This is a genomic window from Cryobacterium sp. TMT4-10 (assembly GCF_004403275.1).
GTDB lineage: Bacteria > Actinomycetota > Actinomycetes > Actinomycetales > Microbacteriaceae > Cryobacterium > Cryobacterium shii.
This window is the reverse complement of record NZ_SOGU01000090.1, coordinates 25,075-38,030: the sequence shown is the minus strand read 5'-3', so window position 1 is coordinate 38,030 and position 12,956 is coordinate 25,075. Positions and strand designations below refer to the sequence as shown.

The following is a 12,956-nucleotide window of genomic DNA, read 5'->3' as shown; positions in this document are numbered from 1 at the left end:
TGTCGTGAATTTCCGCGCCGCGTGACTCACGCGACCACCTGCATCATCTGCCCGCTGCTGCCACGTTTCGCAGCACGAACCGCTCTGAAGGAGTGACACCAATGGCCACCAAGCTCACTGGCATCATTGACCCGCCCATCGACGACCTGCTGACCAAGGTCGACTCCAAGTACGCCCTCGTCGTCTTCGCCTCCAAGCGCGCACGCCAGATCAACGACTACTACGCGGACCTGCACGAAGGCAGCCTCTTCGACAACGTCGGTCCCCTCGTCGACTCGACCGTGGAGGACAAGCCGCTCTCGGTCGCCCTGCGCGAGATCAACGAGGACAAGCTCGTCTCCCGCCCCATCGTCGAGTAACACAGCTCGCAGCCAGAGCGCGCAGGATGTCGTCAGGTCGTACGGTCGTCGTCGGGATAACCGGCGGCATCGCCGCTTACAAGGCCGTCAACGTCGTGCGCGCTTTTGTGTTGCGGGGAGACACCGTGCACGTCGTGGCCACGCCGGCGGCCCTGCGGTTCGTGGGCAAGCCCACCCTGGAGGCCATCTCCCGGAACCCCGTGCACACGGACCTGTATGAGGGCGTGGCCGAGGTGCGGCACGTGGCGATCGGGCAGTCCGCCGACCTGATCGTCGTGGCACCGGCCACGGCGAACAGCATCGCGAAGCTGGCCGCCGGTCTCGCCGACGACCTGCTCGGAAACACCATCCTGGCCAGCACCGCCCCGCTCGTGATCGCGCCGGCCATGCACACGGAAATGTGGAACAACCCGGCCACCGTCGCCAACGTCGCGACCCTGCGCGCGCGCGGCGTCACCATCGTCGGGCCCGGCACCGGCCCGCTGACCGGGTCAGACACCGGGGCCGGCCGGATGGCCGAACCGGACACGATCGTCGCCGCGGCACTCGCCGCCCTGGCCGCGACTGAGAACGGCCGCCCGCAGTCGGACCTCGCGGGGAAGCGCATCGTGATCACCGCCGGCGGCACCCGGGAACCGCTCGACCCGGTGCGCTTCCTCGGGAACCGCTCCAGCGGCAAGCAGGGCGTAGCCCTGGCGGAGGCCGCCGCGGCACGGGGAGCCACCGTGATCCTGATCGCCGCCAACCTGGAGGTCCCGGCCCCCACCACGGTTCAACTCCTGCTGGTGAGCTCGGCGCTCGACCTGGAACGGGCCGTCACCGAGACAGCCGCCGACGCCGACGCCGTGATCATGGCCGCCGCGGTGGCGGACTACCGGCCGGCGACCGTACGGGCAGACAAGATCAAAAAGGACGACACCGGGGACTCGCTTGTGCTGGAACTCACCCGCAACCCCGACATCCTGGCCGGGCTCGCGGCCGGGAAGAAGCCCGGGCAGGTCCTGATCGGCTTCGCCGCCGAAACCGAGACCGACCCTGACCTGCTTCTCGCCCTGGGCCGGGCCAAGCTCGCCCGCAAGGGCTGCGATTTCCTGGTGGTCAACCGGGTGGGATGGTCGGAGGGATTTGCCTCGGACCGTAACGAAGTCAGGGTGCTCGACAGCGCTGGAGATATAGTGTGTGAGGCCTCCGGAACCAAGATGTCGGTGGCCCAGCGCATCCTTGACCTGATCGCCTGAGCCTGCCGGGCATCCGTTCACGGGTTGCCGGGCTGTTCGCGGCGCCGGAGTCCTCCGGGGCCGGTCGGGTCGGGTTTTTTCACCATGTTCACTTCAACACGTTGTTCACCGGCGTGTTCATCAACAGAGACGGGCCAGATGAGCGATCTTCGCCTCTTCACCTCGGAATCAGTCACCGAGGGTCACCCCGACAAGATCTGCGACCAGATCTCCGACAGCATCCTCGACGCCCTCCTCGCCGAAGACCCGAACAGCCGCGTCGCGGTCGAGACCCTCGTCACGACCGGCCTCGTGCACGTGGCGGGCGAGGTCACCACCGAGGCCTACGTCGAGATCCCGTCGATCGTGCGCAAGTGCATCACCGACATCGGCTACGACTCGTCGGACGTGTGGTTCGACGGCCGGTCCTGCGGTGTGGAGATCTCCATCGGCGGGCAGTCTCCCGACATCGCGCAGGGCGTCGACAACGCCTTCGAGCGCCGGGAAGAGTCGAGCGTCGACGACTTCGACCGTCAGGGAGCCGGCGACCAGGGCATCATGTTCGGCTACGCCACCCGCGAGACGCCCGAGCTGATGCCGATCCCGATCTGGATCGCGCACCGCCTCGCGGAACGCCTGGCCGAGGTGCGCAAATCCGGCGAACTGGACTACCTGCGTCCCGACGGCAAGACCCAGGTCACCATCGGTTACGACGGCATCACGCCGCGGACCGTGCAGACCGTCGTGCTCTCCACCCAGCACTCGCCGTCGGTCTCCAACGAACGGCTGCGCGCCGAGGTCGAAGAACTGGTCATCCGGCCCGTGCTCGCCCGGGTCGAGCTTGATTCCAGCGACCTGAACATGCTGATCAACCCAACCGGCCGCTTCGAGATCGGCGGCCCCCAGGGTGATGCCGGCCTCACCGGCCGCAAGATCATCATCGACACCTACGGTGGCTCGAGCCGGCACGGGGGGGGAGCGTTCAGCGGCAAGGACCCCTCGAAGGTCGACCGGTCCGCCGCCTACGCGATGCGCTGGGTCGCCAAGAACGCGGTGGCCGCCGGACTCGCCGAGCGACTCGAAATCCAGGTCGCGTACGCGATCGGCAAGGCCTCCCCGGTCGGGCTGTACGTGGAGACCTTCGGCACCGGCACCCTCCCGGACCGTGACATCACCGCCGCGATCCGCGAGGTCTTCGACCTCCGCCCGGCCGCGATCATCGCGTCCCTCGACCTGCTCCGCCCGATCTACCTGCAGACGGCCGCCTACGGCCACTTCGGCCGGGAACTGCCCGACTTCACCTGGGAGCGACTCGACCGGGTCGACGACCTGCGAAGCGCAGCCCGGCTGTGACCTGCCATGTTGTGACCAGCCGTGTTGTGACCAGCCGTGTTGTGACCAGGCCGGAGCGGCGCCGACGACAGGGACGCTGACGGTGACCCGCGCCGGCCTCGTGGCACGCGTGCTGATCGATTCGCCCCTTCCCCAGCTCGACCACCTGTTCGACTACAGCATTCCTCCGGAGCTCGCGGACCTCGCCCTTCCCGGCGTGCGGGTCAAGGTGCCGCTGCGCTCGGCCAGCCGGGTCGCCGAGGGCTACCTGATCGAGGTCCTGGGCGCGCCGGAACAGGCGCAGGCCGAGGCCGGTGCCGAGTTCCAGGGCGCGCTCAGCCCCATCGACGGCGTGGTCTCCGCGGCCCAGGTGCTGACCCCGGCGGTCTGGCAGCTGGCCCGGCGACTGGCCGACCGGGCCGCCGGGAACGCGAGCGACATCATCCGTCTCGCCGTGCCGCCGCGGCAGGTGCGGGTGGAGAAGGCGTGGCTGGCCGCGCGAGCGGCGGCCGGGGCCGACGCCGTGCCGGGCGACGCTTCGAGCGCAACGGATACCGTTGCGTTCTTCACCGACTACCCCCAGGACTCACTCGGCCCGCCCGTGCTGGCCCGGCAGCGGCTCTGCGTCGCCGCAGTGCCCGACCTCGTGCCGCTTCCGGACGGACGCACCATCGGGCTCTGGGCGCGGACCATGGCTGAGCTGGCCGTGGCGACCCTGGCCGCCGGCCGCAGCGCGGTGCTCGTCGTTCCGGACTACCGCGACCAGGACCAGGTGCAGGCGGCCCTCGACCAGCTTGCCCCGACCGGCTCCGTCAGCCGGGTCGACGCCCGTCAGCCGAACCCGGACCGGTATCGGGCGTTCCTGGCCTGCCTCGAGCCGGCGCCGCGGATCGTGCTCGGCAACCGGTCCGCGGTCTACGCGCCCGCCCATGACCTCGGCCTGATCGCGCTCTGGGACGACGGGGACCCGCTGCACAGCGAACCGCTCAGCCCCTATGTGCACGCCCGCGACGCCTCCCTCGTGCGCCAGGGGCAGGCCGACTGCGCGCTGGTGTTCCTCGGCCACTCCCGCACAGTGGAGGTGCAGCGCCTGGTCGAAATCGGCTGGCTGACCGAGGTGCACCCGGCCCGGAACCGGCATCCCCGGGTGATCCCCACCGACTTCCAGTCGGAGCCCGACCCGCAGGCGCGGGCCGCGCGCATCCCCACGGCCGCGTGGCTGGCCGCCAAGGAGGCCGTCAAACACGGCCCCGTCCTGGTGCAGGTGGCCAGCCCGGGCTACGCACCCATGCTCGCCTGCCAGAGCTGCAAGAAGTCCGCCCGCTGCACCACGTGCCAAGGCCCGCTGGGCCTGGCCTCGGCTTCGGCCACCCCGTCGTGCCGCTGGTGTGGCGCCCTCGCGGCGGACTGGGCCTGCGTGCACTGCGACGGCCGGAGCCTGCGGGTGGTCACCCTGGGCACCGGGCGCACCGCCGAGGAACTCGGCCGGGCGTTCCCCGGCGCACGGGTGATCGTGGCCGACGGCGACCATCAGCTGCAGCAGCTGGGGGCCGAACCGGCCCTGGTGATCGCCACCCGCGGGGCGGAGCCCATCCCGACCGGCGGCTACCGAGCCATCCTGCTGCTGGACGGCGAACGGATGCTCGCCCGCGAGTCCCTGCGGGTCGGGGAGGACTGCCTCCGCTGGTGGTCCAATGCCGCCGCCCTCGCGGGACCGGGCGCCCCGGTGATCCTGGTCGGGGTCGGCGGGGTCCTGGCGCGGTCGCTGAACAACTGGCAGCCCGAGGCTCTCGCCGCGGCGGAATTGTACGACCGGCGCCAGCTGCGATTCCCGCCCGCGGTGCGCGTCGCATCCGTCACCGGCACCGCCGCGGACGTCGCCGTGGCCGTGGTCGACCTGGCCGGGATGGACGGCGTGGACGTGCTCGGCCCGGTCAGCACGGAGCCTGGCAGTGCGGGGCCGGGTAGCACGGGGGCGCCGCTCGTGCGCGCCATCGTGCGCTTCGCGTACGGCAGCACCGGCGACGACGTGGCCCGGCTCCTCAAAGCCGCCATCGTGCGCAATGCGGCCCGGCGTCGGCGCCCCAAGGGGGCAGCGTTCCGCCCCGCGCCTACACTCAAAGTACGATTCGATGACCCGGAGCTGCTCTAAATGAAACTCGTCTTCGCCGGCACGCCCCAGGCGGCCGTGCCCAGCCTGGTGCTGCTGAACGATTCCCGCCACGAGATCGCGGCCGTCATCAGCCGGGCGGATGCCCCGCTCGGCCGTAAACGCCTGCTCACCCCCTCGCCAGTGGCGCAGGCCGCCGAGGAGCGCGGGCTGCGCCTGCTGAAGGCAAACCGCCTCGACGCGTCCGCGACCGAGGAGATCGCCGCCCTGCAACCCGATCTCGGGGTGATCGTGGCCTACGGCGGACTCGTCCGCGAGCCGCTCCTGTCGGTGCCCAGACTGGGCTGGATCAACCTGCACTTCTCCCTCCTACCGCGCTGGCGCGGCGCGGCGCCCGTGCAGTGCGCCGTCATCGCCGGGGACGAACTCACCGGTGCCGCCGTGTTCCAGCTGGTGCCCGAGCTCGACGCCGGCCCGGTGTTCGCCCAGTCGTCCGAGACGATCGGCGCGGATGCCACCTCCGGCAGCCTGCTCGCGGGCCTCAGTGAGAGCGGCGCCCGGCTGCTGCTGCAGGTGATCGATGACCTCGAGGCCGGCGTCGTCTCACCGGTGGCCCAGGTCGGCGAGGTCACCCTCGCCCCCAAACTCACCCTCGCGGATGCCCGCATCGACTGGTCCGCATCGGCGCAGGCCGTGTACAGCCGCGTGCGCGGCGTCACCCCGGAGCCCGGCGCCTTCACGGAGCTCGCCGGCGCCCGCCTCAAACTTCTCGACGTGGCCCCGGCCACGGGGGCCGAGCCGCACCCCGCAGGCCTGATCCGAGAGATCGACAAGAAAGTGCTGATTGGAACGGGAACGGAGCCCCTCGAGCTCGTCACCGTGCAACCGGCCGGAAAGAAACCAATGAAGGCAGTCGACTGGTGGCGTGGAGTAGCGGCGACGGAGGTGGTCGCCTCATGAGCGACGAGCTTAACCGTGACCGGAGGCAGGAACCGCGCCGCCAGGAGCGTCGGCGGGAGCGGGCCCCCACCGACTTCGTGCAGCCGGCCCGCCGGGTCGCCTACGAGGTGATCGCCGCAGTGCGGGAATCCGACGCCTACGCCAACCTGCTGCTGCCCACCCGCATCAAACGGGCGGCCCTGAACACCGCGGATGCCGCGCTGGCCACCGAGCTGACCTACGGAACCCTGCGGATGCAGGGGTTCTACGACCGGGTGATCGCCGAGGCGGCCGGTCGCCCGGTCACCGCGATCGACCCGGCCATCCTCGACGTGCTGCGCCTGGGCACGCACCAGCTGCTCGCCACCCGGGTGGCGACCCACGCGGCCGTCAATGAGTCCGTCGAACTGGCCCGCCAGGTCGGGTCCCGCGCGGCCACCGGGTTCACGAACGGGGTGCTGCGCACCATCTCCCGTTCCACCCCCGAGGAGTGGCGCGACCGCGTCCTCGCCGGGGCCACCGGCGAGGACGACCGGCTCGCCGCGGAGCACTCGCACCCGGTCTGGGTGGTGCGGGCGTTCCGCCAGTCCCTGCGCCTCGAAGGGCGCGAGGTCGAGCTGGAAGACCTCCTGATCGCCGACAACGCCGCACCCCGGGTGAACATGGTGGCCCTGCCCGGCCTGAGCAACACGGAGGACACCGAGGGTCTCGGCGTCGCCAACGCGTTCTCGCCGGCCGGCTTCGTGCTCGCCGGCGGCGACCCCCTGCACATAATGCAGGACAGCGACGGCCGCGTCCGGGTGCAGGACGAGGGTTCCCAATTGGCCGCCCTCAGCCTCAGCCGGGCCCGGCCGATCGCACCGGGAGAGCGTTGGCTCGACCTCTGCGCGGGCCCCGGCGGCAAGGCCGCGCTGCTGGCCGCCGAAGCGCTGGGCGGGGGAGCCCACCTCGTCGCCAACGAACTCGTCCCGGCCCGGGCCACACTCGTGCGCAAGGCTCTGGCCGCCGTCCCGACCGATGTGGCGGTCTGGGAGCAGGACGGCACCACCTTCGCCGACGCGCACCCCGAGGAATTCGACCGGATCCTCCTCGACGCTCCGTGCACCGGGCTCGGCGCGCTGCGCCGCCGCCCGGAAGCGCGCTGGCGCAAGCAGCCCAAGGACGTCGCCGAGCTCTCCGACCTGCAGTCCGGCCTGATCGACGCGGCCCTCGGCGCCCTCAAGCCCGGCGGCATCCTCGCCTACGTCACCTGCTCGCCGCACATCGCGGAAACCCGCGGGATCGTCGCGTCCGCCCTCAAGAAGTGGGGCGACCGGGTACACACCCTCGACACTGCCGCCGTGCTGCAGGGGCTGAGCAGCTCCGAGCTTGACCTCCCCGACGACGGCCACAGCGTGCAACTCTGGCCGCACCGCCACGGCACCGACGCCATGTTCATCACGCTGCTCGAGCGCACCGCATAGCCGGTGCCTCCGGCTCGATCCGGTGCACCGGTGTCGAACCAATTCGACGGAGATTCTGGTCTAAAACCGTGTTTTCAGGTGTGTTTGGGGCCGATTCCGGCAAAATCTCCGTCGAATTCGTTCGGGCGGGTCGGGCGGGTCGGGCCCGCCTGGATTTGCGCCGCTGCGAGGGCCGGGACCCTCCGCCACTCCAGAGTGGCTCACCGCAGTAGGGTGAAAACATGGTCACCAGGATTAACCCCAGCATTCTCGCCGCCGATTTCGCCAATCTCGAACGTGACCTCGGCCGCATCCGCTCGGCTGACCTGGTGCACGTCGACATCATGGACAACCACTTCGTGCCCAACCTGACGTTCGGGCCGCCCGTGGTCGACCGGCTGGCGCAGGTGTCCCCGCTTCCGTTCGACCTGCACCTGATGATCGAAAACCCGGAACTCTGGGCACCGGGTTACGCGGAGGCCGGGGCGTTCTCGGTCACCTTCCACGCCGAGGCCACCACCAACCCGGTCGCCCTGGCCCGGAGGCTCCGCCAGATCGGCGCCCGGGCCGGCATCGCCCTCAAGCCCGGCACGGCCATCGAGCCCTACCTCGAGCTGCTGCCCGAGTTCGACCAGGTGCTGATCATGACCGTCGAACCCGGCTTCGGCGGCCAGAGCTTCATGCCCTCCACCATGCGCAAACTCCGCACCCTGTCCGAGGCCGTGAATAAGACCGGCCTGGACATCTGGCTGCAGGTCGACGGCGGAATCACCGAGGAGACGATCGTGATCGCCGCCGAGGCCGGGGCCAACACCTTCGTGGCGGGCTCCAGCGTGTTCAACTCGCCCGACCCGGCGAAGCAGATCGCCCTGCTGCGCGCCGCCGCGAACGAACACCCGCACGCGCACTAGTACCCTAGACAGGTGAAGACTTTCGACGACCTGTTTGCTGAACTGAGCGACAAAGCCCGGACTCGGCCGGAGGGCTCGGGGACCGTGCGCGAGCTCGATGCCGGCGTGCATGCCATCGGCAAGAAGATCGTGGAGGAAGCCGCCGAAGTCTGGATGGCTGCCGAGTTCCAGAGCGACGACGAGGCGGCGGCCGAAATGAGCCAGCTGCTGTACCACGTGCAGGTGATGATGCTGGCGAAGGGGCTCACCCCCGCCGACGTCTACCGGCATCTGTAGCAGCCGATCGTTTCCGAGCCCGCAAAGATTCTTCCAAACGCAGAGAGTGATCCCATGCTGAGAATTGCCGTGCCCAACAAGGGCTCGCTGTCCGAAACCGCCGCCCAGATGCTGCACGAGGCCGGCTACACCGGTCGCCGTGACCCGCGCGACCTCGTGGTCTCCGACCCGCTGAACGACGTCGAGTTCTTCTACCTGCGCCCGCGGGACATCGCGACCTACGTCGGCTCCGGCGCCCTCGACGTGGGTATCACCGGCCGCGACCTGCTGCTCGACTCGCGCTCCACCGCCCAGGAGATCGCCAGCCTCGACTTCGGCGACTCCACGTTCCGCTTCGCCGGACCGGCCGGCCGCTTCTCCACCCTGGCCGACCTGTCCGGACTGCGCGTCGCGACGAGCTACCCCGGACTGGTCGAGACCTTCCTCGCCGGGCACGACGTCGAGGTGCACCTGGTTCCCCTCGACGGCGCCGTCGAGTCCGCCGTGCAGCTGGGCGTGGCGGATGCCGTCGCCGACGTGGTCTCCACCGGCACCACCCTGCGCAAGGCCGGCCTGGAGATCTTCGGCCCGGTCATCCTGCAGTCCACCGCCGTGCTGATCAGCTCCGAAAACGACAAGCCCGGCATCGCGACCCTGCTGCGCCGGCTGCAGGGCGTGCTCGTCGCCCGCCAGTACGTGCTGATGGACTACGACATCCCCCTGACGCTCCTCGACGACGCCTGCCTGCTGGCGCCCGGCATCGAGTCGCCCACGGTGTCGTCCCTGCACGACCCGGACTGGGTGGCCGTTCGGGTGATGATCCCGCGCCTGAACACGAACCACGTCATGGACGCCCTCTACGAGCTCGGCGCGCGCGCCATCCTGATCAGCGCCATCCACAACGCCCGCCTCTGACGCGGTCGGTCGGCAAACGGTAACGGAGAACAAAAACGTGACTCTCTCGGTGCGGGTGATTCCCTGCCTCGACGTGGCCGACGGCCGCGTGGTCAAGGGCGTGAACTTCCAGAACCTCCGTGACGCCGGCGACCCGGTCGAACTCGCCCGCCGCTACTACGAGCAGGGCGCCGACGAACTCACCTTCCTCGACGTGACCGCGACCGTCGACAACCGCGCCACCACCTACGACGTGGTTCGGGCCACCGCGGAACAGGTCTTCATCCCGCTCACGGTCGGCGGCGGCATCCGCAGTGTCGAGGACGTGTCGCGTCTGCAGGCCAGCGGGGCCGACAAGGTCGGCGTGAACAGCGCCGCCATCAGGCGCCCGGCCCTGATCGGCGAGATCGCCGACCGGTTCGGCTCCCAGGTGCTCGTACTCTCGCTCGACGTCAAACGCAGCGGGCGAACGGAATCCGGTTTCCTCGTCACCACTCACGGCGGTCGCACCGAAACCGACCTGGACGCGCTCGCCTGGGCGCGCACGGCCATCGAGCTGGGGGTGGGCGAACTGCTCGTGAACTCCATCGACGCCGACGGCACCAAGGCCGGGTTCGACCTCGAACTGATCACGCTGATGCGGGAGCTGAGCGCCGTGCCGGTGATCGCGTCGGGCGGGGCGGGGAAGGTCGAGGACTTCCCCCCGGCCATCGCGGCGGGAGCGGACGCCGTGCTCGCGGCGTCCGTGTTCCACAGCGGCCAGTTGACCATCGGCGACGTCAAGCAGGAACTGCGGCGCGCCGGAATGCCGGTGCGCTGACATGCCGCGCCCCACCCGATCCGAAACGGCCCCGCAATGACCGACCAGTCGTCGACCCCCCAGCTCTCCGCCCCGGACGAGGCCCTCCAACGCGCCGTCTTCAACTCCGACGGACTGCTGCCGGCGGTGGTGCAGCAGTGGGACACCGGCGAGGTGCTGATGCTGGGCTGGATGAACCGGGAGGCCATGCGCCGCACCCTGACCGAAGGGCGCGTGACCTTCTGGTCCCGCAGCCGCCAGGAATACTGGCGTAAGGGCGACACGTCCGGGCACGGCCAGTACGTGAAGTCCGCCGCGCTTGACTGCGACGCCGACACCCTCCTCGTGCAGGTAGACCAGGTCGGAGCGGCCTGCCACACCGGCACCCGCACCTGCTTCGTGGGCCGGGGCATCGAGGTCGTGGCCGGCGCTCGCCCGAGCCGGCCCGCCGGGTCCATCGAAAACGCCGACCAGCCGAAGGAATGACCATGGCAACGGATGACACCAGCCCCGCCGGTTCCACGGCGGCCGCATCCACCACGCCGGAGCGGTTCTCCGCCCTCCTGACCGAGCACCGCGTGATCCCCGTGGTACGCGAACTGTTCGCCGACGGGGAGACCCCGGTCGGCATCTACCGCAAGCTGGCGGCCGGCCGGCCGGGCAGCTTCCTGCTCGAGTCCGCGGAGCAGGGCGGCATCTGGTCGCGGTTCTCCTTCGTGGGAGTGTCCTCCTTCGGTGTACTCACCCAGCAGGGCGACGAGGCCCGTTGGCTCGACTACGGCATGTCGGCCGCCCGCGCGCTCGGCGACGTCGTCGACCTCGGACCCTTGGCGGCGCTGGCCGCGCTCCACGCCCGGTGGGAGACGCCGAAAATGCCGGGGCACCCGCCCCTCACCGGCGGTCTGGTCGGTTTCATCGGCTGGGAGGCGATCCGGCAGATCGAGCACCTGCCGAATCGCCCGCCCGCCGACTACGAGGTGCCGGGCCAGGCCTTCAGCTTCGTGGCCGACCTCGTCGTGATCGACCACAAGTACGGCACCGTGCAGTTGATCGCCAACGTGCTCAACGACGGGTTCGACACCCCGGACGTCCTGTGGGCGTCGGCGCAGCACCGTCTGGATGCGCTGCAGACACGGCTGGCCGAGCCCTCGGAGGCCTGGCTGGCCGAGGTCGACCTGTCCACGCCCGCCAGCCCCGCCAACCGCACGAAGCGGGAGGATTTCCTCGCCTCGGTCGACGTCGCCAAGGACCACATCGTCGCCGGCGACGTGTTCCAGGTCGTCATCTCCCAGAGGTTCGACCAGGAATGCACGGCCGACCCGATCGACGTGTACCGGGTGCTGCGCAGCCTCAACCCGTCCCCGTACATGTACCTGCTCAGCCTCGAGTCACCGGCCGGGGACGGCTACTGGATCGTCGGTTCCTCCCCGGAGGCACTCGTCAAGGTGCAGAACGACCGGGTCTTCACTCACCCCATCGCCGGCTCGAAGCCCCGCGGGGCGACCCCGGAAGCCGATGCCGCATTCGAGACAGAGCTGGCCGGCGACCCGAAGGAACGCGCCGAGCACCTGATGCTCGTCGACCTCGCCCGCAACGACCTGCTCAAGGTGTGCGCCGCCGGCTCGGTGGAGGTCACCGAGTTCATGCGGATCGAACGGTTCAGCCACATCATGCACCTGGTGTCCTCGGTGGAAGGCAACCTGCTGCCGAACCGGTCGGCCATCGACGTGTTCCGGGCCACCTTCCCGGCCGGCACCCTCTCGGGGGCGCCGAAACCGAGGGCGCTGGAGATCATCGACGACCTCGAACCGGCCCAGCGCGGCGTGTACGGGGGAGTGGTCGGCTACTTCGGCTTCGCCGGCGACGCGGACCTGGCCATCGCCATCCGCACCGCCACGATCATGAACGGCGTCGCCCGGGTGCAGGCCGGCGGTGGCCTGGTCGCCGATTCCGACCCCGCCTCGGAGTACCAGGAATCGCAGAACAAGGCCGCCGCCCCGCTCCGGGCCGTCGCCGTGGCCAACGCGATGAAGAGGGTGCGCTAGATGCCCTCTTCCCGGCGGCTCAAGCTCGCCCACGTCCTGGTCGTGCTGCTGGCCAGCGGACTGGCCCTGCTCGCCTGGACGCAGACCTGGGTGAACGCCGTCGTGGCACAGTCCGGCACCGCCCGGCAGAGCCTCGAGGTGACGGGCGCGACCGCGTCGCCGGCACTCACCGCCCTGGCCATGGCCGGGCTCGCCCTCGCCGGCGCCCTCACGATCGCCGGCCCGGTGATCCGGTTCGTTCTGGGCCTCCTGGAGGTGCTGCTCGGGCTCTCCGTTTTTCTGGCGGCGCTCACCGCAGTCACCGGTCCGGCCGCGGCCAGCGCGGGTGCCATCACCAAGGCCACCGGGGTCTCGGGCAGGGAGTCCGTCCTGGACGGGGTGGTCTCCGCAGTAGCGACGCCGTGGCCGTACCTGGCGCTGCTCGCCGGCGTCGTGATGGCCGCCGTGGGCGTCAGCGTCCTGGTCACCGCCCGCCGCTGGCCCGGACCGACGACCCGCTACCAGGCCGTGCGCTTCGCCCCGGCCGATTCCACCGGCGGGACGGACGCCGCGGCCGCCGGCGTCGACACCGGGCACGACGCCGTCGACGACTGGGACGGCTTGAGCCGCGGAGAAGACCCCACGGCACAGCGCTGACTCCGGTGCCAATCGAG

Annotated in this window: 13 protein-coding genes; all 13 read left to right on the top strand. The window is 70.4% G+C overall.

Features of this window, described 5'->3' with window-relative positions; all coding sequences use genetic code 11:
- Window positions 1-101: 101 nt before the first annotated feature.
- The 13 genes from rpoZ (at window position 102) to E3T42_RS13030 (ending at window position 12,939) form a co-directional block, all read left to right on the top strand.
- Window positions 102-359, top strand: coding sequence for a DNA-directed RNA polymerase subunit omega (rpoZ, locus tag E3T42_RS13090; RefSeq protein WP_134366675.1), 258 nt, complete (start codon window positions 102-104; stop codon window positions 357-359).
- A gap of 26 nt (window positions 360-385) precedes the next feature.
- Window positions 386-1,597, top strand: a complete 1,212-nt coding sequence (gene coaBC / locus E3T42_RS13085; RefSeq protein WP_134366674.1) for a bifunctional phosphopantothenoylcysteine decarboxylase/phosphopantothenate--cysteine ligase CoaBC — start codon at window positions 386-388, stop codon at window positions 1,595-1,597.
- A gap of 138 nt (window positions 1,598-1,735) precedes the next feature.
- The gene (metK, locus tag E3T42_RS13080) at window positions 1,736-2,929 is read left to right on the top strand and encodes a methionine adenosyltransferase (protein ID WP_134366673.1); all 1,194 of its coding nucleotides are present in this window, start codon (window positions 1,736-1,738) and stop codon (window positions 2,927-2,929) included.
- An 82-nt stretch (window positions 2,930-3,011) separates the two neighbouring features.
- Window positions 3,012-5,060, top strand: a complete 2,049-nt coding sequence (locus E3T42_RS13075; protein ID WP_134366672.1) for a primosomal protein N' — start codon at window positions 3,012-3,014, stop codon at window positions 5,058-5,060.
- Entirely contained in the window at window positions 5,061-5,978 is a 918-nt protein-coding gene (gene fmt / locus E3T42_RS13070; RefSeq protein ID WP_134366671.1) for a methionyl-tRNA formyltransferase, read from the top strand. It begins immediately after the preceding gene.
- Entirely contained in the window at window positions 5,975-7,420 is a 1,446-nt protein-coding gene (locus E3T42_RS13065; RefSeq protein ID WP_134403124.1) for an RsmB/NOP family class I SAM-dependent RNA methyltransferase, read from the top strand. The genes fmt and E3T42_RS13065 overlap by 4 nt, the downstream gene beginning before the upstream one ends.
- Before the next feature lie 221 nt (window positions 7,421-7,641).
- The gene (gene rpe, locus E3T42_RS13060; protein ID WP_134366669.1) at window positions 7,642-8,310 is read left to right on the top strand and encodes a ribulose-phosphate 3-epimerase; all 669 of its coding nucleotides are present in this window, start codon (window positions 7,642-7,644) and stop codon (window positions 8,308-8,310) included.
- A gap of 12 nt (window positions 8,311-8,322) precedes the next feature.
- Window positions 8,323-8,586, top strand: coding sequence for a phosphoribosyl-ATP diphosphatase (locus E3T42_RS13055; RefSeq protein ID WP_134366668.1), 264 nt, complete (start codon window positions 8,323-8,325; stop codon window positions 8,584-8,586).
- A 54-nt stretch (window positions 8,587-8,640) separates the two neighbouring features.
- Complete coding sequence (gene hisG / locus E3T42_RS13050) at window positions 8,641-9,480, top strand: ATP phosphoribosyltransferase (protein ID WP_134366667.1); 840 nt, start codon at window positions 8,641-8,643, stop codon at window positions 9,478-9,480.
- 37 nt (window positions 9,481-9,517) lie between these two features.
- The gene (gene hisF, locus E3T42_RS16900; protein ID WP_134366666.1) at window positions 9,518-10,279 is read left to right on the top strand and encodes an imidazole glycerol phosphate synthase subunit HisF; all 762 of its coding nucleotides are present in this window, start codon (window positions 9,518-9,520) and stop codon (window positions 10,277-10,279) included.
- Between the two features lie 36 nt (window positions 10,280-10,315).
- A complete protein-coding gene (gene hisI / locus E3T42_RS16895) occupies window positions 10,316-10,744 on the top strand; it encodes a phosphoribosyl-AMP cyclohydrolase (RefSeq protein ID WP_134366665.1) in 429 nt (142 codons plus the stop codon).
- On the top strand, window positions 10,741-12,303 hold the full coding sequence (locus E3T42_RS13035) for an anthranilate synthase component I (protein WP_370262440.1): 1,563 nt from the start codon (window positions 10,741-10,743) through the stop codon (window positions 12,301-12,303). The genes hisI and E3T42_RS13035 overlap by 4 nt, the downstream gene beginning before the upstream one ends.
- Window positions 12,304-12,939, top strand: a complete 636-nt coding sequence (locus E3T42_RS13030; RefSeq protein WP_134366663.1) for a Trp biosynthesis-associated membrane protein — start codon at window positions 12,304-12,306, stop codon at window positions 12,937-12,939.
- The last annotated feature ends 17 nt before the right edge of the window (window positions 12,940-12,956 follow it).

Bases quoted from the DNA above. Each gene is read 5' to 3' on its own strand.
- rpoZ (WP_134366675.1), top strand. From the start codon at position 102: ATGGCCACCAAGCTCACTGGCATCATTGACCCGCCCATCGACGACCTG.
- coaBC (WP_134366674.1), top strand. From the start codon at position 386: ATGTCGTCAGGTCGTACGGTCGTCGTCGGGATAACCGGCGGCATCGCC.
- metK (WP_134366673.1), top strand. From the start codon at position 1,736: ATGAGCGATCTTCGCCTCTTCACCTCGGAATCAGTCACCGAGGGTCAC.
- fmt (WP_134366671.1), top strand. From the start codon at position 5,061: ATGAAACTCGTCTTCGCCGGCACGCCCCAGGCGGCCGTGCCCAGCCTG.
- E3T42_RS13065 (WP_134403124.1), top strand. From the start codon at position 5,975: ATGAGCGACGAGCTTAACCGTGACCGGAGGCAGGAACCGCGCCGCCAG.
- rpe (WP_134366669.1), top strand. From the start codon at position 7,642: ATGGTCACCAGGATTAACCCCAGCATTCTCGCCGCCGATTTCGCCAAT.
- hisG (WP_134366667.1), top strand. From the start codon at position 8,641: ATGCTGAGAATTGCCGTGCCCAACAAGGGCTCGCTGTCCGAAACCGCC.
- hisI (WP_134366665.1), top strand. From the start codon at position 10,316: ATGACCGACCAGTCGTCGACCCCCCAGCTCTCCGCCCCGGACGAGGCC.
- E3T42_RS13035 (WP_370262440.1), top strand. From the start codon at position 10,741: ATGACCATGGCAACGGATGACACCAGCCCCGCCGGTTCCACGGCGGCC.
- E3T42_RS13030 (WP_134366663.1), top strand. From the start codon at position 12,304: ATGCCCTCTTCCCGGCGGCTCAAGCTCGCCCACGTCCTGGTCGTGCTG.